Genomic DNA, 23894 nt, shown 5'->3' on the forward strand with positions numbered 1-23894 from the left:
TCTCCCCCTATAAATCGTCGGATAGTCTGATGATTAACGCGTACAGCGCCTGAGCGGAATTGAAGTTATCGGGCGTGATTTCCTCCACGGGAATCGTCACGCCGAATTCGCCGTCGATTTCCGCAAGCAGCGTGACGATGTCGAAAGAATCCAACACTTTATCCTTGATTAGCGTATCGCATTGACGAAAATCGACGTCAGGGTGCATATCTTCCAATATTTTCAATAATTCATCCATGTGCTTAACTCCCCTTCTTCATGCAAGCTTCTTTGAGGTAAACGCGATCGATTTTTCCGTTCGTCGTGAGCGGCATTGCGTCTAATGGCTCAATCCGATTGGGAATCATATACTTCGGCAGCTGCAGCTTCAGTTCTTTGACGATCGATCTGGCGTCCGTTTCGCCTACGAAGAATAAGACGATCTTCTCCGTGGTTTTGTCGTAAACGCAGCAAGCGCTCCTGACGCCTTCCAGCCGACTGACGTTCGCCTCGATTTCTCCGAGCTCGATGCGATACCCCATATGCTTGATCTGGTAATCTTTGCGCGAGACGAACATCAGCTCGCCGCGCTCGTTGTATTTGCCCAAATCCCCCGTCCGGTAGATCAGTTCGGGATATAGAGCGTTTAACGGATTTTGTACGAAAACTTCGTTCGTCTTAGCGAAATCCCCATAATAACCCAGCGTCAGGCAAGTGCCTCGAATGCAAATTTCTCCGGTTTCCCCGGGAGCGGCTTCGCGATCGCCTGCACCAAGCAAGAGGATTTCGGTATTCCGAAACGGCCTGCCGATCGGTAAAATCTCGTGTTCCTCGAACGCCCGTTCCACCTTGTAGTAACAAGACATGCCTGTCGCTTCGGTAGGGCCGTATAAGTTAACGAATTTCGCGTTAGGCAACGCGCTTCTCCACAGATTGAATTGTTTCACCGGGAATGCTTCGCTGCCGAACGCGACGGTATGCAGAAATTGCGGAACCAGCTTGTCCAGCACTTTGAAGGAAGAGATCATCGTTAACGCCGATACGACCCAGCATACGGTGTTTATGCGATACTCGTTCAGGAACTCCACCAATTTGAGCGGGAACATAAACAGGCTTTTCGGGATGATATACGTCGTCGCTCCGAACTTCAGGGTCGGGAATAGCTCTTTAAAGCAAGCATCGAGATACAGCGGCGTCTGATTCCCGAATATCGTGTCTTCGCTCAGCGAAAGCACGTCGGATAAGTTTTCGATATAATCGATAACCGATCTATGGTTGGCGATGACGCCCTTCGGAACGCCCGTTGAGCCGGACGTGAAGACGACGTACACAGGATCCGTATCCAAGGCGGAAAGACGTATTCGGGTTAATGCCTCGTCGTCGACAGGACCTTGAATCAGGTCGTCGAACAGATGCACATTCCCTTGAAAGTCGATGGCATCGGCGCTTTCCTTCGTCGACTCGTCGCAGATGATCGCGCCGGGATTTATCTTCCTAACGATCGTCTCGATGCGGGTGCGTGGCATCTCGTCGTCTAGCGGTACGTAGAAATTGCCGCTGTAGATAACGCCGTAATAAGCCGCGATCGCTTTCGGACTCCTGTTCATAAATACGACGATCGGTTGCTTTTGCAAATTGTGCTTGTTCAGAAACGTGCCGATCGCTCTGGACTGCCCGTACACTGCTTGGAACGTAAGGCCGAATTCTTCGTTCGCGTAAGCTGTTTTGTCCGGCACTCTTCGTACCGTATGCTCTAAATACTCCATGACATTGAACTGCATAGGCAAACCTTGCCTTTCTTATTTTAGATACTTGCTTCTTTCTTTGAGCGGTTTGGTCGGCGTTGCCGGATGTTTAGTCTTATCGAATAGGTAGTAGTTCTTAAATTGCTTATTGAATAATGCCAGTTCTGCGTCCGTAAGCAGGAAAGTCGTATTCTTTTTGATCGTGGGAGTGGTATCGAAGTGATACCAGGCGCCATCGACTTTGACTAAGCTCCAGAAATGTTTCGTTTTTCTGCCCTTGTCCCGAATCACGGTTTGCGTTTCGAAGCCGCTTCTCTCCAACAGTATCTTTGCAGTGGCGTAATACACGAAGCAGTCACCCGTACCTTGTTTAAACCCTTGAAGGGCGCCTTTTCGCCAATCGGTGTGGCTGGAACTGTCGACATAGCCGATGTTGTACTTGGTCCATTTGAAGATTGCCCATAATTTGTCGACTTCCGTCATGTTTTCCGTCAAGATCTTGGCGAGTACGGTATCCGCCAGTTTATTCAATTCTTCTTCGTTGAGGGGGCTCGCAGGCTTTACCTTGACCGTTACGGTAGCTTCCGCTTGGGCAGCATTGCCTGCGGCGTCCTGGGCCCTATACGTAATGTTGTAAACGCCGGCTTTCTTTAGGTTGACGCCGCTCGTATCTACGGCCAAAGCGACGTTCGTATCGTGATTATCCTTAACGGTTACGCCGGTCTTGTAAGAAACGCGGTCTCCGATAAAAACGGTTAAATTTTGGACTCCCGTGATTGCGGGCGGCTCCGTATCAGCCTTGGTGTCCGGCGTGGCAGCAGACGCTGCGGCCGGTGTGGCAGTCGGCGTGGCTGAGGGCTTGTTATCCGCCGATATGCTGTCCATCGAAGTCCAAATAACCAACGCGGCAATAAGAACGAAGGCAACTCCTAAGATGACCTTGCTTCGTCTAGTGCGTCTAGTTCGTCTTGTGCGCATGCGGCAACTCCATTCCTGTCGAATCTTTACGAATAATTTCAATTCATTTCAATATACTATAGCCAAAACCGGATTACGGAATTCAAGAATTTTCATTTCATTGAAAAGCTTTAATAGCATTTCAGTCGAAATTTTACGAAAAAGATGATAATACAAAATAAGGTAGAGATGATGAAACGACCTCAATTAGGCGTAATAGGCGGGATGGGACCGAAGGCGACATCCGTCTTCTACGACAGAGTTATTGAATTCACCGAAGCGGACGCGGATCAAGACCATATCGACATGATTATTCTGAATCATGCGTCATTGCCGGACCGAACGAGCTCGATCCTTGAACGGAAAGATCGGCAATTCCTGCGGCTCATCCAAGCGGACATCGCGCTGCTTGAGCATGCGAAAGTGTCTAACATCGTGATGCCTTGCAATACGGCGCACCGTTTCTTCGACGACATTCAAGGCATGACGGCTATTCCGATCGTCAACATGGTAAAAGAAACGGTCGAGGAACTGCTCGCGAAGCATAAAGCGAATCGTAAAATCGGCATTCTCGCGACCGACGCCACCCTTCAAACCGATATCTATTCGAATGTCCTGCGGCAATACGGCCTTGAGCCGGTTATCCCGAGCCCGGGCATGCAACAAAGCATTATGAGCATCATCTATGAAGATATCAAAAAAACCGGACACTCGGATGCTCGTGTGCTCGAAGGTATCATGACGGAAATGCTCCAGCGGGAAAAATGCGACGGCCTCGTTCTCGCGTGCACGGAATTATCGTGCATCGAATTAGGCGAATCCGTGCGGCCTTACTTTATCGACGCCTTGGACGTGCTCGTGCATCGGTCCATTACGTTGTCCGGCGGTACGATCAAGTCAGCGTGCTCCGAACGGCTGTTCATAGAGAAATCATGAAGACGAATCGCACGCCTAATTCTTTGGTAATAAACTTGGACAATGCTCGATCACGCATCCAGCTGTCTTTCCGGTGTAACAGGCGGATAAGGTCGGCAGATTGCCGAAGGCTATCCAGTTAGATTTGTTATTCTAGAAATATGGGAATCACCTCATCATCTTGGAATTGTACGAAACTGTGGTGAAGCCGTATTGAAAGAAAAACCTTCATTCCTACACGAATGCTCGTGCTTGAATGAAGGTTTTTATGAAAACCGGCTCATTGAACAGCTACATCGTATTTTTTCAAGTACTGTATGAAGACAGAAATGTCCTTGTCTTGCTCTTGCTGCCAGTCGGAAATGATATGGCGGGGATGAAATCTAATTTAGCCACCTGATCTCTCCTTTCCCTTGATATAACCTGCAAAACCGCGCACATTAGATTTCATCTCTAAATGAAACTTTTGGGGTCCTAATACAGTTCTCAGCACCCATCATTCATTATCTAGTGTTACAGGAATAATTTTATAACCAATTCCGTTAATCGTTTGAATGAGCCCTTGCCATCTTCCAAGCTTCTTGCGGAGCCTTTGGATATGAATATCTACCGTTCTGGTTCCCCCGGCATAATTAATATCCCATACCTTCTTCAGCAGCACCTTTCTGGAATATACCCGATCAGGATTACATGCAAGCTCAACGAGAAGGTCAAACTCTTTTAGCGTCAAGTCTAGTTCATGACCATCCATCCTCACCGTCCGACTATATAACTGAATCGATAAACCACCCATCTCAATATTTACTTTCTCAAGCTCATTACTATTGTCATATGCAAAATTTCTCCTACGGTATAATGCCTTTACTCGGACCAGCACCTCCCGGATATCAAAAGGTTTGGTCATGTAATCATCCGCACCTAATTCCAGGCCAAGCACCTTGTCTACGATATCGTTTTTCACAGTCAGCAAAAGCACGCCTGGCCGTTCTTTCTGATTAAGCTTACGGAAAACCTCATATCCGTTCATTTTAGGCATCATAATGTCAAGAATAATTACGTCGGGTTTAAATGCTTCCGCTTTTTCTAGAGCTTCCTCCCCGTCAGCAGCGGTTCTGACCGTGTAGCCTTCTCGCTCAAGCGCATAAGTTATGGCACTAGAAATGCTGAAGTCGTCTTCTACAACAAGTACTTTCATCATAATAAACCCCTTTTGAACCAGCTCTTGACTCCATTAAATCATTGAAGAAGTTATATCTTTCCGTCATGCATGTATTATGTAAAATCAGAAGTTATAACTCTTTTACCTGAACGAAGAATTGATTGCTCTACGAGTACATCCATAGCATCAATACAATATCTTTTAATATTTTGCCGCAATGGTATACTTGATAATTCCGTGCAAGCAATTACGACGCAGTCACAACCGAAGTCGCTCAGTAGCTTCTCTATTATCTCCTCGATTTCTGCTGGCTTAACCTGTTGATTTTTCTTCAGTTTCTCATAAATGATACTCATGATACGTTTCTGTATTTCTTCATTCGGCTTGAATAGTTTAAGGTTCAAATTTTCACATTCTTTGCTATATACCCCGTTATGCAAGGTTCCATCAGTCGCTAAAATCCCTATTTTACTGCCTGATCCAAACTTATCCGTCACGAGCTTAAGTGTCTCGTTAACCATGTTTATAATGGGAATGGGGGTCATTTCCTGCATCTCATCATAAAAGCAATGTGCGGTGTTGCAGGGTATTGCAATATTGGACACACCGGCATTATGAAGGAGAGCCATGTCTTTAGATATTTTATTTAAAAATAGATCCCCTTCCTTCTTTCGAAGAACATCGGTCCGGTCAGGAAGACTTGTATGATTAAGAATAATGATATTAATGTGGTTCTGATCCAGATCCGCATTCGTTTTATTTATTATTTTTTCAAAAAAAACCGAGGTCGCTTTGGGACCCATTCCTCCAATAATACCTAAGCTCCCATGTTCCATCTTCGTTCACCTACTTAGCCTGCATATTAAAAATTCGAACCACTGGCTATTCCGTAATGTATTATCCATATCACCTTGTAAACTTTGGTTCAGTTAATAGCACTAAACTAATCATGCAAAAAACATATCTCAAAAATACATACAAGATGTAACTTCTTTGTAACATTTTAATTAATGGATGAATGAATCCGAATACTTCGAATTTATTCTTAGCTCCATCACGTGCAGCGTCATTAGAGGGAATAAAACGTTACGGGCCAACTATAACAGCTATTATCCCCATCCGTAAGAAGGCTGTTTTTTTATATATGCTTTATAAAAGTAAAGCCATGCTCCTAGCAACGCATAAGATCTCTATTCCAAAATCAACCAGATATTTGTCTAGTGAATAAGCGAAGCGAATCATTCCCGCAATGATCATAGAAACAGCCTGCTGAGCATTCAGCAGGCTGTTTCTTATATTTTGAAATATGAAATATATACGATGGCCTTAGTTTTCAAATTTTATGCCAATTAATTGCTCACTTAATTTCCATAGTCTTTCCGCTTCTTTGGGATCAACCGCCCACTCAAATACGCCGGGAGTGTAAGGCGTGTCCGTCATGCCTGCAATATCTCCGTTTTCGCAATAGACCCCGCCCTTTCCGTCCAGCTGAGGATGAACGGCGCACCAAATCAAAGTGGCCGCCCCTTCTTCAATCGTTTTGATTTCATCGTTATACTCGGTAAAAACACGCTCACCTTGTTCGTTTAAAGCGCCCATTGCACGCAATTCGTCATCCGTTAAATGACGGGCCAAATCTGTGGCGATCGTGCCTGGATGAACCGAAAATGCTCGCACTCCGTGAGGCTTTCCGCGCTTGTCCATTGCAACGGCAAACAAAGCGTTGGCTGTTTTGGATCTGGCGTAAGCAAGCCATTTGTCATATTCGCCCGAGTTAAAATTCGGATCCACAAAATCAAAAGCGCTGAGTTGTAAGGCACGCGATGAGACTGAAACAATTCTTGCGCCTTTTGCCTTCTCAAGCGCCGGCCATAACCTTAACGCCAGTTGAAAATGTCCCAAATGATTGGTTGCAAGCTGAGACTCAAACCCCCGGGAATCACGAACAAGCGGAGCTGCCATTATTCCCCCGGCATTAAGAAGAATGTGTAAAGGCCTGCCAGAAGCAAGAAAACGCGTTGCAAACGCATCAATCGAGGCTGGATCCATAAGATCTAAACGTTCGAGTTCCACACCGGACACTCCCTCAAGTGCTGTTTGTGCTTTTTCCAACGCGCGAGCGGGAACAATAACCCGTGCCCCGGCAGAAGCAAGGGCTTTGACGGCTTCGAGTCCGAGTCCGGAATAACCACCTGTCACGATAGCCATTTTTCCGCGAAGGTCCTGTTCCCCAATTATCGTCTGTGCAGTCGTTCTTGGACCAAACCCGGATGCTATGGGGGTTTGAAGGCCAAAGTCGTTTTGAATTGTCATAGGTGTAACCTCCATGCTTGTTTAAAGTGACGGGCTATGTCGTACCTCGAGGACAACTATAACAGGTATTGATTTATTTCATAAGGAGGCACTTTTTTTAAATATGCTTTATAAATCTAAAGTGCCTGCACTGTCTTAATCATTTATTACCGCTTTTTATGGGCTTGAATTTCGAATAAGGAAACAGACATGGACTCATAATACTAGGACAATTGGTCATGCATGTAATCATGTCCTTTTATAATTGGCATATTTCTTCCAGTGACATCGCATTTTTTTGCACTATACTTTAAATTAGATACTTTAAATATTAGGCTAACATTATAATTGATTGTGAGATGATAAAATTGGAGTCCTCGAAGTTTGATCTTGATTGCATTACATCAATTTCTGAGGTGTTGCAATTCCTTTCAGGAAAATGGACATTTCTTGTCATAACGGAGTTATTAAAAGAACCTCAGCGGTTCAACCATTTACGAAGAAGTTTAGGGAACATTAATACAAAGGGATTAACGGATACCTTGCGCAATTTAGAAGAACATCAAATGATAAAAAGAGAAGTATTTTCTACCGTACCGGTCACAGTGGAGTATTCCATTACTGAAAAGGGAAAAGCTTTTACAGACGTGTTTAATGAAATACATCGATGGAAAAACGAATGGGAAGCGCCGGTTTTAAAATAATATAACGTCAATGGTCTTCAAACGCCCACCGGTACTAAATCGGTGCGCGTTATTTTTGTTTGGCCGCTTAAAATGATGGTTCCAAAGAAGAAGGTTTCCTAAGGGCCAAAATGGTTGACCTTTAAGAAACCCCCTCATTATTTTTACGGTATTATACGAATTGAACGAGTTGCTGCATTGGGCGTCTTGTTTTGGCACGAACCGGCTCCTTTGATCTATAGCCGAAAGCCACCATAACACTCAAACCAAATTCGTTGTTGCCGAGCAGTCCTTTTTTCTCGAGTAATTCATTCACTGCATCTAAATCGAAACCTTCAATTGGACACGAATCGATGTTAATATGTGCAGCGGCAGTCATCATGTTACCCATAGCCAAGTAGGTTTGCTTCGATGACCAGTCTAGCAGCGCCCTTTCCGTATCGAGCTTAAGATCCCCGTAGAATTGCGCATATGCGTCCCGCATGCTGTTATACACATGAACAGGCATCTTTTTCACTTTCGTTTGCTGTTCCACGACGTATGGAGAATCGAAGGTAAGTCCCTTCCTCGCCAAGATGATCACAAAGTGACTAGCTGTAGGCAACGAACGGACAGCACCGGTAACGTGTGGGGCTAGCTCTTTTCTAAATTCCGGCGTCTGAACAACCAGGAATTTCCATGGCTCGTTACCTCCGGAGCTTGGTGAAAGCCGGCCAGCCTCTAAAATAAACTCAAAATCCTCATTCGTAATTTTTCTTGTCAAATCGAATTCTTTAGTCGCATGTCTGAAATGAAATGTAGACATTAATTCCGTTTTTTTTGCCTCGATATTCATTAATTAAAACATCCTCTCATTTTATGCTGTATTTTTAAGGCTACTGAAGCTTCTGCGCGATACCGGCAGATTAAATATGCATTTCTTGTGAAACGGAAACCGTATGCTTACTTTTTCCTCCGCTTATTAATGCGAGGATCACTGCAATGACAGCAAATGCACCACTTACGATTAGTGCCGTTCGAAAGCCCAACAATAACGCATCGCTCGCCATTTCATGATGCGCTGACGTGGTAACGGTAGTTGCAACTGTGGCAAGAATGGATAAACCCAGGCTTCCTCCTAATTGCAAGAAAGTATTTACAATCCCTCCGGCAATACCATGTTCCTCGGGTTTTACATCCTGTACGGATCCGACTATTACCGCCGTGTAGGATGCGCCCACCGACAAACCGAGAATGATGAAGGCCGGAAGAATAAATGTTGCATAGCCCTTAGTCATGTCCATATCACTTAACCAGAACATGCCAAGCGCGTTGATAAGCTGCGTAATAACCAGAACTTTTTTGGCACCAAATTTACGCATGAAGAACGGCGTGATTTGTGTGACTACGATAGCAGTCATTCCTAGTGGCAAGAAAGCTAAACCAACCTTTAAAGAGGAATAGCCAAGTTCATGAAAATATAAAGTCGAAAAGTAATTGAAACCACTAACGTATGAAAACATTAGAAAACCAATGAAATTTGATGTAAGAAGCGACCTGAATTTAAAGAGGCGAAGCGGCATAAGCGGATTTTTGGCATATTTCTCGATCGCTACGAACAACAGGAGTACGAATACCCCCACAATCAGCATGATGATTTTAGATATTGGCCAGCTTCCGTTCACATCAGGCATTGAAATGCTGTAGACGAGGATAAAAATCCCCGCCAATACAGATATTAATCCCATAAAATCAATGGATTGCTTTTCAGCTTTGACAGAAGGACTTACATTAACAAATATCAATCCAACGATAAGCAGCAATGCCAATGGAACATTTAGATAAAACAACGATCTCCAGCCTGCAGAATCAGTCAGCAAACCGCCGACGATCGATCCTGCCGCCGCTCCCCCGGAACCTAATGCGCCGAATATACCAAACGCTTTGTTACGTTGTGCTCCTGCGGGGAAATTATTACTAATGAGCGACATTGCCGCCGGAATAGACAGCGCCGCCCCTACTCCTTGTATGGCTCTGCTTGCGATTAACCAAACCGGATTCATTGACAGAGCGCCTGTCAAAGAGGCAAGCGCAAATATGCCCAGACCTACCAGCAAAACGCGTTTTCTGCCAAGTAAATCACTGGCGCGTCCTCCAATCATCAGAAAACACGCGAAGGTAAGCACATACGAAGTGACGATCCATTGTAAGTCATTTGCTTGCATATGAAGTGCCGTTTGAATGGACGGTAACGCGACGACGACCGTAGAACTGTTCATTACTTCGATGAATTGCGCAAAACATACTATTATAAGCAAAAGCATATTCGCTTTTGAAATACGATCACTCACTTTATTCACTCCTATTTTATCTATATTGAAATTTGTTAATAAAGACTTTCAAACATTCAATACCATCGGACTGTGATCCAATTAAGATACTTTCGCTACATGACTAACAACCTCTCTTCTTTTGCCTTCTAGTCAAGTTTTATTGCCTTGGCCACAACTATAACAGGGATTCTTAACTTTCATAAGGAGGTTATTTTTTTAAATATACTTTAGAAAAATAAAGCTATTCTCTTCCCTTGGACCACAATCTCAAGCTTGCGAGCGACTTTATTCAAATAAAGCATGTTTACAAAAATAGCCTTCTTATGGTGGAAAATAAGACCTGCTATAGTAGACCTCGAGGAAAACCGGAGGAAAACCGAATCCTTAATAAATTGGTGAGAAGAGGTTGTCTGCAATGTTGGTACAGAGTTTCAATCCATAGCTAACTTTAAAATGAATGAAAAAGAATTCGTTTGAAGAAAATACGTCTGATTAGGAAAACAAAACTGCCCTCGGGACTCCGAGGATCATGGCGAAGTTATTACCAATACACACAAAGGTAGTGATCATATGTTGAAAATGAACAAATCCTATTTACCCGTCATTCTAATACTGGGCACGATCATGCTAACTGCTGTACTATCAGGCTGCGCGAATCAAAAAGGCGTGGAAAAGCAAAGTACTCAATCAGAACAAGTTATAAAGGCGCAACAACAAACGGCAAATGTCAATGTACAGGCACAATTAGCTAAATTAGCCGAGCTTGATAGCAAATATCAACGATTGCAAGATATGGAACAAATTAAGCAATTAAAGGCCCGCTACTTCCGCTTTATTGATGAGAAAAAATGGAAGGAATTTGGAGAGTTATTTACGGCTGATGCAAAAATCATTTCAGATGGCGTGGATTATTCAAAGGGCGGCGGAACGGCTTACGGCAAAATGATCGGAGATCTAGTGGGTAAAGCGCCGACGGTTCATCACGGGTATATGCCTGAAATAGAGATCATCGATAAAAATCATGCTAAGGGTATTTGGGCAATGGAGGATTTATTAACCTTTCCCGATAAGAAAGGAGCATACCCAGGGCATCATGGGTACGGCCAATACAGAGAAACCTATAGAAAAGAAAATGGTGTCTGGAAAATCAGCAGTACGGAACTTAAGCGATTCCGTGTGGATCCTCTTAAGAACTGGAACCCGAATACAGATCCTGTAACAGGCAAACCTACAAAATAAAATCTAATATCCATTACCAATCGAAACTCCTTCAAACACTCGAGAAGAGCGTCTGCTGGGGTTTCTTTTTATTCATGATGCCTATGCACCACTTTATCTTTGTAAAGCATGTTTAAAAAAACTGCCTTCTTACGACAGCAATGGATACCTGTTATAGTTGATCTCGAGGCAATTGAATCTCAATTACCATCCTAAATGAGAGGTTGTTCCAATATGCGGTACAAAATAACATTCACTTTCTTGTAGTCGATTTTGACCCATTAACGACTCGTTTCGGAGTATCGTCACGAAAAGATGTAGATACCACAAATATAAATTAATCGATTAAGGACGTGATCATATGTCAGTAAATACAGATCAACAGCTATTAGATAAAATTACGGAACTTGAAGAGAAGTATCAGCGCCTAGAAGATATCGAGCAAATCAAACAGTTAAGAGCTCGTTATTTCCGGTTTGTTGATGAAAAAAAATGGACGGAGTTTGGGGAGCTATTTACGTCGGATGCTAAAATCATTGCCCAAGGGCAGGACTTCTCTGACATGGGCGGTATGGCTTACGGAAAAATGATTGGGGACCTTGTGGGCCGTGCACCTACGGTTCACCATGGGCATATGCCGGAAATCGAGATAATCGATAAGGATAACGCAAAGGGTATTTGGTCCATGGAGGATTTATTGACTTTCCCTGATGCGGAAAATGCATATCCCGGACATAATGGATATGGACAATATCGCGAAACCTATCGTCGTGTAGATGGTGTATGGAAAATAAGCAGCACAGTACTAACCCGTTTCCGCATGGATCCTCTGAACAATTGGAATCCTAACACGGACCCTGTAACAGGCAAGTAATTAAAACGTAAGGGCTGACTGTAGGAACGGCCTGCATACTAAATAAAAAGGTGATTCTTCACAAAAATAGCGTTGCAGAGGGCTATCCCTGCACCGCTATTTTTGTTTTTCCTTGCTGCAGGAACCGGCACAATCCCCGGCTATTCCTTATTTGGCCAAATCTCACTCTCGGGCTTATGCATTCTCCGAATTTGCAACATATGTCCATCATCTTCGCTCATTCATTGCTCCCCAGCTTGTCGTTTGAGGCGAAGATACTCCATTCTGTCCTTTATATCCTTCCATCCAAGAAATGTATTATCGAGCGGAACGCTTGGATTTACGTCATTTTCGTCAGTCTTACTTCGCAACCATCGGAGGACCGATAATCACTGTGTCATTATCTGCCGCGATTTGAACAATTTCCTCGAGAGAATGACGCCCAATCTCAGGGAAAAAATCGTCGATGCCGCCAGGTGTGAAAATGAACAAGATCCGCCCCAAGTCAGGACCTGCGTTGACCCATGCATGAGGTGTACCGCGGGGAACTAGGACGCTTGTTCCGGGAGTCGCATCAAACTCCTTATCGCCAACTTGGAAACGGAATGTTCCTTCCAAGATTTCGAACGTTTCTTCTCGTTCGTTATGGATATGTTTTGGCGGGCCCATCCGAGATGGTACACGCGCTTCCACTACAGATATTGCTCCGCCAACTTGATTGCTGTGAAGACGCACAGCCATTTGCTCACCTGGCATTGTATCGAACCATACGAGATCCTCTGCGAAATTTACGACTGGTTTACTCATGTTGTCATTCTCCTTTAATCACTTGGATTCATTTTTCAAACTACTTTTATGGATCCGATCCTTATCAATCGATTGCCATGGAGTCACTATATCAGATATGAATTACCTTCATAAGAAGGCACTTTTTTTAAATATGCTTTATAAATATAAAGCTTCGCGGAGAGGCTAATGTTTTCGAAACGTTTAACATTTTGTAAACGTAAATCTGATCAGCAACCTAGTCCCGTGACCACGTTCACTTCCTACTCTAAGGCTGTTAAGCAGATCACCGTATTATCTTGCTTAGCCTTGATTATTGTGCATAGCTCATAACCGTGTCCGTGGAAGCGGCGTCAAAACTTCTGAATCTCGATAACTGGAAATAAGGCCATGAGAAATAATCTCTCGGCCTTCTGATCGACTGTGACAACTACCATTTGCTTGTTTCTAAAAGATCCCGCATTACTTTCTAGCCGGTATCTGGCAATACCATTGGCGGTCGTTATTGTTGATATATCCTTTGAATTCGTACACAGGCTGGTAATACCCTTTCGTATCGTAGACATAGGTCAGAGCATATTCATTCACGACAAGCTTATCACCTTTTTGAAATGGCGAGTACATATAGAAATTACCTGCTTGAATTTGTTCAAACGCCTGTTTAGAGGAGATAAGCTCCAGCTTGCGGTCAAACTTGTTCCATATTGTTTGATTGAAGAGATCGCTCAGGGTCCCATCCTTAGCAAACTGCACCATGATTATACTGGAAACAAAATCATTATCCTGATGGGCCAGATCCTCAGGTTCTTTTGCATCCCATCGCAAAATATTGTTGTCCTGTATGCTGAATACAGCATTGTCAGGCAACAGGCCGCTTTGCGAAAGCCATTGCTCCATCTCTGCCCTCAATGTGGCTGCCTGGTGATCCGAGAGACTTCCCCCCGCATCCCCAGCGCTGAAGTGCCAGCTTCCATCCTTATATTGATAATACAAGTCGGCTTCATGACCATCCGGTGCCGCACCCATAAAAATGCGATTGTCATCGCCTTCCCGGCGAATGATATCGGAAAAATTCACTGCGTACTTCCGGGATAGCTGATCAGCAATATCTCTGCCTCGTTGCATATCCTTTGCATAGATATTTCGGTAAATCGAAGCCCTATCAGCGTCCTCGTGCAAGAGTAGTTTATTTTCAACCGTCACCTCATCCATATCCTGCTTCATTGCAGGAAGGATAGGCATATTCCCAAACTCCTTCGCTTGGTACGTAATCATTGCACTGCCAATCAACGCACCGAACAACGCTGGAATCATTACACCCCGTAGAACAAATTGGATCGCAAAGCGTTTTTGCCGAGCACACACCAGGATCGCCATAACGAAGAAGTATCCTGCCAGACCTCCGATCAAGTTATGAAAAATATCGTCCAGCTCAAAAATCCCTTTCCCTGTTACGAGCTGAATGATTTCTATAAAGCCCGTCGTTAACAATGTAACAAGGAAGGTTAGCCAAAAGGTTTCTGCTCTGCGCATGAGCAGTGGCAACAGAAAGCCCAATGGAACGAACATTAGCATGTTAAATAGGATCAACTGCAGCTCACTGAAGGACCATTTATTCCATGCATTCACATAACCGCTGAATAAATGGAGATTGATATCACCCGTAAAGTTTGCAACCCTGCTGATTGTAGTTAGTCCTAGTACAACTAAAAACCAGGCAACAAGCAGACTGAGCACAACCCATTGTTTTTTGGACATGTTTCTTTTTCCGCGAAAAATTTTTTTATATATAAGATAGCCGCCGCCCAGCAGCGTAATGACGCCAAGGCATCCGACCAGTGCGGCGAGCGCCCATTTGATCAGTGCAGTAGAAACAGTAATTAAATCCATATATCCATCCTTCTCCCCAGCCTTTTTCGCTTGCATCCAATCCATGTCATAACTGAAAACTATAAGTGGTGAGAGTGACTATCGTCATGAAGTTTCTGTACCTATCTCGTAATCGATAACCATACCCTGTGCGGCTTCCTTTTTCCAACGACGATCCTCGAAATCATCATGCAGCGGATGCGCCACATACGTTTGATAATCCTCTTCGCTGTCGAAAACCATAGAAATACCGTAATCCAAAAGGTTATTTGGTTTTAGCCGAAACGCGCGGAACTGCTTTACGACCGGTATCTTTGTCAATTGGCTCTCCGCATCGCGCATGAAGGCTTTAGCCTCCTCCGAACCCGTTGCATGCTTCAGACTAAAAATGACCATATGATGAATGCTTTTATGTCCCACTTTCACTCCTCCTTCCTGACTCATTTTTTTCAGCTCAGCACCTGGACAAAATGGCCATTAACAAATGCCGCCATCGCAAATGTCCGAATCTAATTGATTTTGGGAAGCTTTAGCTTCTTTCCAAGCAGAATCAAGCACTTGAGTCATTGTGCTGGCGGGTTGGGCGCCGGAGATGGCATGCCTGCCATCTATCAGGAAGTACGGAACGCCTTGAATGCCTAATCTGGCGGCCAGCAGCTGATCATTTCGAACAGCTTCCCCATTTTGCGTGCCATCGAGCATCGCTGATGCTTGCTGGCGATCCAGCCCAACTTGTTCGGCCAGCGACACAAGCGATTCGTGTTGTCCGATGGGCAGAGATTCCGTGAAATAAGCTTTATATAACAATTCGAGCAATTCTTGTTCCTTGCCGAATTCTCTTGCGAAATAAAGCAGACGGTGTGCGTCATGTGTATTCGCGTTTTTCACGGTATTGTAATTAAAAATCAAGCCTTCTTGTTTTGCCCGTTCCGTGACGGATCGGCTTTGCTTAGCCAAGGTTTCCGCCGAAATGCCGTACTTTGCGGCTGTATATTCGAAGTAATTTTTATCGGTTTGCAATGGAGAAGTAGGGTCCAGTTCAAAACTGCGATGAATGACCTCGACTTGATCGCGGTGTGCGAACTCCTGCAATGCCGCTTCGAAACGGCGCTTGCCGATGTAACAGAAAGGACACATAATATCCGACCATATTTCCACTTTCATAATTCCACTCCTTTATGCTGCGCTGTTATAAGAACCCTTACTGAAGTAATCCAGCTATGATTTGAAAATTGCGAAGCCGATCTTCTTGACGGTACATTTGAGTTGTTATAATGATCTCATCAGCGGAAGTGGACTTTGCTCATGTGACTGTCGTAGATTTAATTTACGTTAAAGCATTTATTTCGATCGCCTAGGTAAATATATCAGTTCTTCACATTATTCATAAGAAGGCATTTTTTTTATATATGCTTTATAAAAGTAAAGCTATGTTTTTGTCTATCATGATGTGTAGCGGTGACGATATTTCGATAAATTGCTTTCGCTTTTAGGTTTTCAACTCAGCATAACAACATAAGAAACTGACAAAATAATAGATATAAAAGCAGCAGCTCCTTTTTTAAAAGTAATCTAACATACAGACCTCTCCGAAAGTACGATGTATAATTCCTGATGTGCTACCAATAAAAATAACGGAAAAGAGGTTTTTAAATATGAATCAATCGAACCAGACTGTAATTATTGCACGTTTTCAATTGAAGCCAGATTCGGACAAGCAGGCTTTTTTTGATAATCTAAAGCCCTTGTTTGACACAATGTCAAAAGAGCCGACATTTGTAAACGGAATCGTTCATGAGAATGTCGATAATCCTGATGAGATTATTTTCTATGAAATTTGGAACTGTTCTAAAGAGACTTGGCTGGCAGAAGAAGAGTCCAAAGCTTACCGTCAAGGTCCCTACACCAGAGCTGCAGAGTTTTTACTGGGAAGAGAGCTTAGTTTCTATACACCGATAGGTGAATGGGGAACTACGATTACAGCAGGCAACCATTATTCTTAAATTGAACCAAGAAACCCGGCTGTCCTATTAAGGATAGCCGGGTTTCTTGAAAGTCCTACAACAGAGGCTATGATAATTTATAAAAAGAAACCCCAATGCAACCAGTGCATTGGGGCTGTGGAACAGTTTTAAAAAAACATAAAAGCTGGGCTTGTTTTCGTGCTGCCATTTTTGGGTCTGAGCTAAGAGTAATTTTCGGGGTAGCGTAACAAAAAAGCCAATCCCCCGTTTATGGGCATATGCAAGTTATCTGACGGAAAATAAAGAACATTCCAGCGTAAAACTCGCCTTACGTTTGCTGGGAGTTTAATAATTGATCGTTGAAAAACGCAGTCAGTTAATTTGGGAATGAACTTTTTTGGATAGAGTCCTTTATTAAGACTAACAGGAATGTTTAGGTTAATGAGGACCCAAATCTGCCTCCCAGGTTGTAGGGGGATTACTACGACGCTCCTCAATCCCCGCAATTACCTCTCGCATGGCTCGCACATGCCGAACTTGTTTAGAAACGGTAGCATCCGCTGAGTGCGCGTGAAGACTGCACATCGATACACCACTGAAGCGTTCATGGCCCTTCACATCCGAAGCCGAAATCACTTCGTTGTAATTGAATAATACTTCCCTCGTCAGGCGAATCACTCTTCATCCTCCTTCCATCGATTTGTGCGAGATGATTTCATTGAAATTCGCCACGTTCAATCGATATATCGGCAATATTTTACATAATTCTGGATGGTGCTGGTCAAGCTAGAGGATAGGTGATGGGGAATGATTATAAAAAAGGAAAATTCACAACGAAAACAGATCGTTGAGCAACTAGGGAATGCATTGGATTTCCATATTCAGCCTCTTCAAATATGCGGAATCCATCTGGAAATAATCGCGTTGTCCAGTCTTGTGGACGTTGCGGCAACCGCCCGGCGTCTGTCGGAAGCCGGGCGGGAGCCTGCAGAGAATTGGCAAGCGCTGCTCGGTGAGCTTGGCGCAGAGGAAGCGCGCGATGGTTTGGTTCGCGGCCTCCTTGACGGCCGGACCATCATTTTACAGCCTGGCGGAACCGGAGCGGCTTGGGTGCAGTCGGAGGATCGGCATCTTTACCGTCCGGTCGGCACGCCGAATAATCAGAACATCCTCGTCTCTTCGCAAGCGGGATTCATCGAAGATCTGTCAACCAATCTCGGACTGATCCGGAGTGAGCTTCGCTCTCAAGACCTGAAGTTTACGCATGTCGATATCGGCACCCGTGAGAAACGGCGGATTATAGTGCTTTCACTTGATCACGTAACGGATCCAGCTTTCGCGGCCGATATCGAGAAAGCGCTGAGCGCGCAGACGCACACTCCTTTCGTCTCTCTCCAGCAAGTTTCAAACTGGCTGTGCAGACGGCCCAAATGGAATCCGATTCCGTCCTTTTTCAAAACGGAGTCTCCGCACGAGGTCACCTACTTCCTGAAGAAAGGCCGGGTCGTTTTGTTAGTCGATGGTTATCCGGAAGCCATCGTCCTCCCTGTGGAGCTGCCCGACCTGTTCATTGCGGATACCGACCTGGAGTATACCCCCGTCATCGCGTTCATGATCGTCGCTTTCCGCATTCTTGGCGTCATTATCGCCATATCCGCTCCGGCGGCTTATGTCGCTTTGATATCGGTGAATCCGGACGTCATGAAGGTCGAGCTCATTTATTCCATTTCGTTGAGCCGAGTAGGCGTTCCTTATCCTTCACTGACCGAAGCGCTACTGCTCTTGTTCATTATCGAAATGCTGTTCGAAGCGCTTATTCGGCTGCCCAAGAGCGTCGGTCCGGCGATGACGATGGTCGGCGGCATCATTCTCGGACAAGCGGTCGTCGAGGCGAATCTGGTCAGCAGCTTGTTGATTATCATCCTCGCGGCTTCCACCATCGCCAATTTCACCGTCATCGGGTATAACTTTGCGCTCGTTATCCGGCTATGGCGGTATATAATGCTTCTCTTTGCCGCTATATTCGGGCCGCTCGGCATTGTGTGCGGGTTCTATATCCTCCTCTCGTTCATCAGCTCGGCTACGATTATGCGGCAGCCGATGATTCCATTCAGGCTAAGTATGAAAAAGGAGTGAACAGAATGAGCCGCGGAATCAGCGTTGGAGCCTTCTTTCTTGTACTACAATACGGACTATTTATGTTCGTGTACCCGCAGAGCATCATTCAGTCCCAGTCATCCGGCCATTGGCTTGTCATCGTCATCGGCTGGCTGATACAAGGAGCGCTGCTGCGTCTGCTGGTTGGAGGCTTGCGTGAGGACAAGACGGATCTGCTCGCCAAATTCCAGCATGCGGGAACATGGATACGTCTCTGTTTTGTTTGGCCGCTGATCATCTTCAACCTGATGGCCATCGGGGTCATGATCCGGGGGCATGCCCAAACGTTAAGCATGTTGTATCTGCCCTCCACGCCGCTTTGGGTTTTATTCGCGTTGCTGCTCGTCACCGCGCTGAGCACCGCTTATGCGGACAGCGATTCTCTGCTGCGGCTGGCGCTGGTGATTGGATGCTTCGGCATCCCCTTAATGCTGTTCTCCTTCCTTGCTGCCTTGAGGTACGGGAATTACCTTATGATTTTTCCGCTACGTCCGACGTTGGCTTTCCTGCATGAACCGAAAATCCTGCCTTCGATTATTGCCTTCGTCAACGTCTGCGGCTTGATTGGATTTTTCGGGCCGTATTCCGCATCCGCCAAACGCTGGCTTTGGGGAGCGTGGTTAGTTTCACTCTTTCTGTTCCTCGCAAACGTATATCTTCCCCTAAGCGTGCTCGGCCAGGAAGTTGTGGAAGATCTCCGGTTTCCTTTGATCGTGCTGCTAGACACGGTACGGGTAAAATGGTTTTTTTTCGACCGGATCTCATTATTCTATATCATGACGATCATGTTCAGCACGCTCATAAACCTAAGCGGCCTGCTATGGCTGACGAGACAGCTTGCCCTGAATTCGTCGTTCGTTCCAAGACTAATCACGAATCCGGCCGTCATGGCTTCGCTTGCAATCGTCGTCGCCTATTCCATTCCGACTTTGGAAGCGCTGGAACACCAATTGCGCTGGGGAGGACCCCTTCGTTTAGGGATGTTGCTGATCCTTGCGTTGATCGCGGGCTACTACCGCAATCGAACTAAGGTTGGGGGACTGCCGCGTGCCTAAACGATCGTTAAAATGGATTTGTTCCCTTTTCGTCTGGCTTTGTTGCGGCTTGCTGACCGGCGGCTGCTGGGACAGTCATGACATAAATCACCGCTCCATTCCGGTCATCATAGGCATATCCAAAGGGCAGGAAAAGGCTTATAAAGTTTCGCTGCAGATTCCCATCCCGGCAGAACGGAAGCTGACAGTCAAGGTCGTCTCGAGAGAAGCTTCCACGGTCAGCGCAGCGATTAACGCCATTCGAGTCGACGTCGAGAATTACATCGACCTGCTCAGCGTGCAACTCATTGTCTTCAGTCAAGAGCTCGCCCAAGCGGGACTTCATGAAGAACTGACCAACGTGATCCGGTCAAGGAATTTTTCCCCAAAAGCGCTGCTTGCCATCACGGACGGAGATATGGAAGAATTACTGACCAATTCCAATAATGCCATTTCGAACGATGTCACGACTTTCTATAAATTCTCGAACAAACGCGCCGGATGGACGCCTAGAACGACGAAAACCAGCTTGCTGGACGCATTCGCCGCGACAAGATCGTACACGCAGGACACCATGATCCCCATCATTAAGCCAGGCCGAAGAACGGTGCTCGAATTCGACGGCTCCGCCCTGCTGAAAAAAGGGAAGATGGTCGGCCGGCTGAACGAAGAAGAGATTGTGGCGATAAACGTGGTAAGTAATAACTATTACGGCGCCGATGTCGAAGTAATGCAAAATGCGAGCGTCACCATTCGATCAGCCCATATCGACTGGCAAAGTAAGATGACCGGTAGCGGCCCGGAACTGCTCGGAAAGCTCTCCATTCAGGCTTCGCTTACGGAGTCGGAGGCCGTAAAATCGGCAAGCGAGCATGAGAAAGAACTACAAGTAGAATTCACGAAGAAGCTGGAGAACGTCACGAACAAGCTGGTAAAGTCCGGCTGCGATCCGATGGGGCTCGGCAACCACTTCAGAAGCAAAATCCCGTTCAACAAGCTCACCAACTGGCGGACTGAGTATTACCCTAAGCTGAAGATCAAATACAGCGTCCATGTCGTGATCAACAATCTAGGCGAACTGGTTCAAGAGGATTAGCTTCCATTGGCAGGCGGGGCCCTTGGCAAAAAGCACTTCACGAGGAGCAGCGGGAACGCTTTGGCAATAAATTGCCGCTATCGAGGTAGCGTGTAGACACCTGCATGCGCATATCCGTTACAAAGCGATTAATGCGTTTTCTCAGCACCTCTCTTAACTGGCTCCCGTCTGCATGAACCAAAAGCATAATTTGTTTTTTAATAGAAGGTTTTAGACTTCTTTATTAAATAACAAGGGGCAAGAGCCGTTAGTCCAGTAACTTACCCACATGCTCGAAGACAGACTGTTGATTTTTCATGTGTGTTTGTCGATCCCATAAGGAGGCCACAATTTCATCTTGAATTGGCGCCACAGGTAAACTACTCCCGAACTAATATCGGTCAGATCGACATCGAGCCCTAGTATGCTAGTCTGTTGTACTATGGCACTTGGCCCGTCCGCTACTGCCGTTCCGTCTTCTGACCACCTACATATTGTGGCAACTAGGAGGTGCGTAAGTGCCAATACACAAGTTACGGAAGCCGAATAGGTGCTTGAGGAAGTGCGATTGTGTCGTACGAAGGAAGAGACGTTGCCGGAAGAGGATTAGTCAGAAACAGTTCGAGCGTCTAACGAATATATTGCAAGGAGTTCAAGAAACACTGTCCGCTTCGCTTCAGAGCGACGATCTGGTACAAAGCCGCCCGCTTCTTCTGCAATTGATGAGATTAGAACACTTTCTGTCTACTGCCCATTTATACCGTCAGTTCATTTTGCTTAAGCTGCTGCGCAAGACGATTCGGTTGCTGGCGAATTTCAATGTCGTGAAAATCGATAAAATTAACCTGCTATTACAGATCTTCAACCAGCTGTTCATTACCCTTTCACTTAACCTAAGTGTGGCCCAGATTGAGATCATCAACAACATCATTACCAACGTGACCATCTTACTTGAGGGTTCGGAAGGACCGACAGGGGCAGCAGGGCCAGCAGGGCCAGTAGGCCCGCAAGGACCAATTGGACCGACTGGACCAGAAGGTCCGCAAGGACCAATTGGATTGGCTGGACCAGAAGGGCCGCAAGGACCAATTGGATCGACTGGACCGGAAGGGCCACAAGGACCAATTGGATCGACTGGACCGGAAGGGCCGCAAGGACCCACCGGACCTTTAGCTACCCAAACAAATGGTTTTATCGTTAACTTTACGACGACCGGACTTATTCCTCAAGGAACGGGAATTCCTTTAGATACCAATTTTTTATTGTCTCCGGGCATTACCCATACACCGGGTTCATCTGTCATTAATCTTGAAAGCGGTATTTACTGGATTGAGTACACCACTAAATCCTCAGCTCCCACAGCAGTTTTTGTATCGACGAGAGCGGTTCTTAACGGTACTTCGATCCCTGGGGCTACTGTCGTAAGCCCCACAACGACTTCCGGCAACTTCCAAACTTTAAGCTCGGGCTTTATTGTTGATGCACCTAATCCTACCAACACATTGGAGATTGCTGCAGATTCCTTGGGAGGGAATATTTATAATTCCCAGTTCCCTAACATCCCGAACATATCTGTGAGAATTGTGAGAGTCGCTTAGCTTCAAAAGATTAGTATAACGAAGATCTTCTGGGTAATCCGTAACATTGAATATCTAGGCAGTGCGGTCTAATCAATGTAGACAAACATTACAATACAAGTGCCTAACAGAGGCCTTGTAAATAGCACTTTCTGTCGTAGTGTGACTAAGTCGGAATCTCAATAAAACAAATCGGTTGAGAAATCCAAGGGGAACTACCTACTTTTGGATTTCTCATCCGATATTATACAGCGTCAGCTTGCACAATTGAGTATGAGCTTCGAATCATTCTTGCGCGTATTCCATATGCACTTGAAATGGCATTCATGTAACAAATCTAGCTGGAGTTGTCCTGCAAATCTACATCATCCGTCATATCGATCAGCCATTGATACGTGGCGCATGCTTTCTCTTCAGCGGCGATATCTTTATAGAGGTCCGCGATAACGGATTAAAGATCCGTTCTATTTTCATTGGTTTTGTTAAAGGTTTTTATATATCAATACTTATTATTATCTTTAGGTTTTAAACGAGACCTAATAGACCAACTAAAATATTTTCAGAAAACGCCGTGTACAATCCAAGTGCTAAAAAACCGATCAAACGAATTGCCTCGATAATTTTTTTATATTTGAGCATGTTGTCTCTCCATTTTTCATTTGAATTATTACTAATTATAACAATTTTTTCAACTTATTCCTAAAAACAAATTTAATTTAAAAAGACTGAAGTAAAGGACATGCTCGCCATGTCGATGACAGGAAGCATGTCCTTTTTTCACATCAAGCTCCGCATGTTTAGGTTACAACTCTCGGGTCATAAAAGTGCTGTAAGGATCGAGTGAATAATCTGCAAATGGGCCGCACTCCTCAAATCCGAAGGCCGTGTACAGCCGTCTGGCCGGCTCGAACGACGCCATCGAGCCCGTCTCCAGGCTCAGTCGCCGGTATCCCCGCCGCCGGGCCTCCTCAATGATGTGGGACAAGATGGATCGGGCCACGCCTTTACGCAAGTGGGCGGATGCGGTCCGCATCGATTTGATCTCGCCGTGGCCAGGATCGAGCTCCTTCAATGCCCCACAGCCAAGCAGCTCTCCCTGCTCCCATGCGCTCCAGAACGTCACATCCAACCGCCGCAGCCCGTCCAAGTCTAGGGCGTGCACGCTCTCCGCCGGCGATTCCTCCGCCATGCCTTGAAGATGCTCGTGGATCAATGCGGCTATTTCCGGCCCGCTTAAATCGTCCAGCCTAATTTCCATACCCTTCACCTTCACTCCGTTGTAAGTTTCATCTCTTGTGCTGTGATCATTGTACAGCCGG

General features: G+C 45.4%; 22 protein-coding genes and 1 pseudogene. 9 read left to right on the forward strand and 14 right to left on the reverse strand.

The window, feature by feature from the left end; all coding sequences use genetic code 11:
• Window positions 1-7: 7 nt before the first annotated feature.
• The 3 genes from EV294_RS10345 to EV294_RS10355 are packed head-to-tail and all read right to left on the reverse strand — an operon-like array spanning window position 8 to window position 2702.
• Window positions 8-238: a phosphopantetheine-binding protein gene (locus tag EV294_RS10345; RefSeq protein WP_132306443.1), complete on the reverse strand. Its 231-nt coding sequence runs from the start codon at window positions 236-238 to the stop codon at window positions 8-10.
• Window positions 239-242: 4 nt separating this feature from the next.
• Entirely contained in the window at window positions 243-1745 is a 1503-nt protein-coding gene (locus EV294_RS10350; protein ID WP_243711611.1) for an amino acid adenylation domain-containing protein, read from the reverse strand.
• A gap of 33 nt (window positions 1746-1778) precedes the next feature.
• Window positions 1779-2702 carry a transglutaminase domain-containing protein gene (locus EV294_RS10355; protein WP_132306447.1) on the reverse strand — a complete coding sequence of 308 codons (924 nt, stop codon included), beginning with the start codon at window positions 2700-2702 and terminating at the stop codon, window positions 1779-1781.
• Between the two features lie 168 nt (window positions 2703-2870).
• On the opposite strand from EV294_RS10355, the gene cuyB (EV294_RS10360) reads away from it, so the two are divergent.
• Window positions 2871-3617, forward strand: coding sequence for a cysteate racemase (gene cuyB, locus EV294_RS10360; protein WP_243711612.1), 747 nt, complete (start codon window positions 2871-2873; stop codon window positions 3615-3617).
• Between the two features lie 475 nt (window positions 3618-4092).
• On the opposite strand, the gene EV294_RS10365 is transcribed toward cuyB (EV294_RS10360), so the two are convergent.
• The 3 genes from EV294_RS10365 to EV294_RS10375 form a co-directional block, all read right to left on the reverse strand.
• The gene (locus EV294_RS10365; RefSeq protein ID WP_132306451.1) at window positions 4093-4794 is read right to left on the reverse strand and encodes a response regulator transcription factor; all 702 of its coding nucleotides are present in this window, start codon (window positions 4792-4794) and stop codon (window positions 4093-4095) included.
• Window positions 4795-4868: 74 nt separating this feature from the next.
• Window positions 4869-5591, reverse strand: coding sequence for a cysteate racemase (cuyB, locus tag EV294_RS10370; RefSeq protein WP_132306453.1), 723 nt, complete (start codon window positions 5589-5591; stop codon window positions 4869-4871).
• A gap of 490 nt (window positions 5592-6081) precedes the next feature.
• Window positions 6082-7068: an SDR family NAD(P)-dependent oxidoreductase gene (locus EV294_RS10375; protein WP_132306455.1), complete on the reverse strand. Its 987-nt coding sequence runs from the start codon at window positions 7066-7068 to the stop codon at window positions 6082-6084.
• A gap of 347 nt (window positions 7069-7415) precedes the next feature.
• Here EV294_RS10375 and EV294_RS10380 point away from each other — a divergent pair, with 347 nt between their 5' ends.
• Entirely contained in the window at window positions 7416-7751 is a 336-nt protein-coding gene (locus EV294_RS10380) for a winged helix-turn-helix transcriptional regulator (RefSeq protein ID WP_243711613.1), read from the forward strand.
• 151 nt (window positions 7752-7902) lie between these two features.
• Here EV294_RS10380 and EV294_RS10385 read toward each other — a convergent pair whose 3' ends face one another.
• Window positions 7903-8565, reverse strand: a complete 663-nt coding sequence (locus EV294_RS10385) for an NAD(P)H-dependent oxidoreductase (protein ID WP_132306459.1) — start codon at window positions 8563-8565, stop codon at window positions 7903-7905.
• 70 nt (window positions 8566-8635) lie between these two features.
• Window positions 8636-10060 carry an MFS transporter gene (locus tag EV294_RS10390; protein WP_132306461.1) on the reverse strand — a complete coding sequence of 475 codons (1425 nt, stop codon included), beginning with the start codon at window positions 10058-10060 and terminating at the stop codon, window positions 8636-8638.
• A gap of 552 nt (window positions 10061-10612) precedes the next feature.
• Here EV294_RS10390 and EV294_RS10395 point away from each other — a divergent pair.
• Complete coding sequence (locus tag EV294_RS10395) at window positions 10613-11281, forward strand: nuclear transport factor 2 family protein (RefSeq protein ID WP_132306463.1); 669 nt, start codon at window positions 10613-10615, stop codon at window positions 11279-11281.
• A gap of 340 nt (window positions 11282-11621) precedes the next feature.
• Window positions 11622-12134: a nuclear transport factor 2 family protein gene (locus tag EV294_RS10400; protein ID WP_132306465.1), complete on the forward strand. Its 513-nt coding sequence runs from the start codon at window positions 11622-11624 to the stop codon at window positions 12132-12134.
• 339 nt (window positions 12135-12473) lie between these two features.
• Here the strand turns inward: EV294_RS10400 and EV294_RS10405 are convergent, their stop codons facing one another.
• From EV294_RS10405 to EV294_RS10420, 4 genes are all read right to left on the reverse strand, one after another.
• Complete coding sequence (locus EV294_RS10405; protein ID WP_132306467.1) at window positions 12474-12920, reverse strand: cupin domain-containing protein; 447 nt, start codon at window positions 12918-12920, stop codon at window positions 12474-12476.
• A gap of 441 nt (window positions 12921-13361) precedes the next feature.
• Window positions 13362-14789, reverse strand: a complete 1428-nt coding sequence (locus EV294_RS10410) for a VanZ family protein (RefSeq protein ID WP_165930636.1) — start codon at window positions 14787-14789, stop codon at window positions 13362-13364.
• A gap of 84 nt (window positions 14790-14873) precedes the next feature.
• Window positions 14874-15188: a Dabb family protein gene (locus EV294_RS10415; protein WP_165930637.1), complete on the reverse strand. Its 315-nt coding sequence runs from the start codon at window positions 15186-15188 to the stop codon at window positions 14874-14876.
• A gap of 57 nt (window positions 15189-15245) precedes the next feature.
• On the reverse strand, window positions 15246-15932 hold the full coding sequence (locus tag EV294_RS10420; RefSeq protein WP_132306473.1) for a DsbA family oxidoreductase: 687 nt from the start codon (window positions 15930-15932) through the stop codon (window positions 15246-15248).
• Window positions 15933-16423: 491 nt separating this feature from the next.
• On the opposite strand from EV294_RS10420, the gene EV294_RS10425 reads away from it, so the two are divergent.
• The 5 genes from EV294_RS10425 to EV294_RS30885 all read left to right on the forward strand — a co-directional run bounded on the left by EV294_RS10425 (window position 16424) and on the right by EV294_RS30885 (window position 22596).
• Complete coding sequence (locus EV294_RS10425; protein WP_132306475.1) at window positions 16424-16771, forward strand: putative quinol monooxygenase; 348 nt, start codon at window positions 16424-16426, stop codon at window positions 16769-16771.
• A 768-nt stretch (window positions 16772-17539) separates the two neighbouring features.
• Window positions 17540-18868 carry a spore germination protein gene (locus EV294_RS10430; protein WP_132306477.1) on the forward strand — a complete coding sequence of 443 codons (1329 nt, stop codon included), beginning with the start codon at window positions 17540-17542 and terminating at the stop codon, window positions 18866-18868.
• Window positions 18869-18873: 5 nt separating this feature from the next.
• Window positions 18874-19944 carry a GerAB/ArcD/ProY family transporter gene (locus EV294_RS10435; RefSeq protein ID WP_165930638.1) on the forward strand — a complete coding sequence of 357 codons (1071 nt, stop codon included), beginning with the start codon at window positions 18874-18876 and terminating at the stop codon, window positions 19942-19944.
• The gene (locus tag EV294_RS10440) at window positions 19937-21019 is read left to right on the forward strand and encodes a Ger(x)C family spore germination protein (RefSeq protein WP_165930639.1); all 1083 of its coding nucleotides are present in this window, start codon (window positions 19937-19939) and stop codon (window positions 21017-21019) included. The genes EV294_RS10435 and EV294_RS10440 overlap by 8 nt, the downstream gene beginning before the upstream one ends.
• A gap of 620 nt (window positions 21020-21639) precedes the next feature.
• Window positions 21640-22596 (forward strand): hypothetical protein, encoded by a 957-nt coding sequence (locus EV294_RS30885; RefSeq protein WP_279513575.1) that lies wholly within the window; start codon window positions 21640-21642, stop codon window positions 22594-22596.
• A 328-nt stretch (window positions 22597-22924) separates the two neighbouring features.
• Here the strand turns inward: EV294_RS30885 and EV294_RS10450 are convergent.
• Together EV294_RS10450 and EV294_RS10455 are read right to left on the reverse strand one after the other, a co-directional pair.
• Window positions 22925-23020 (reverse strand): annotated as a pseudogene (locus tag EV294_RS10450) (manganese catalase family protein); the annotation flags it as partial.
• Between the two features lie 357 nt (window positions 23021-23377).
• Window positions 23378-23833, reverse strand: coding sequence for a GNAT family N-acetyltransferase (locus tag EV294_RS10455; RefSeq protein ID WP_132307163.1), 456 nt, complete (start codon window positions 23831-23833; stop codon window positions 23378-23380).
• Between the last annotated feature and the right edge of the window lie 61 nt (window positions 23834-23894).

It is taken from the genome of Paenibacillus sp. BK033, from assembly GCF_004345425.1.
Classification (GTDB): domain Bacteria; phylum Bacillota; class Bacilli; order Paenibacillales; family Paenibacillaceae; genus Pristimantibacillus.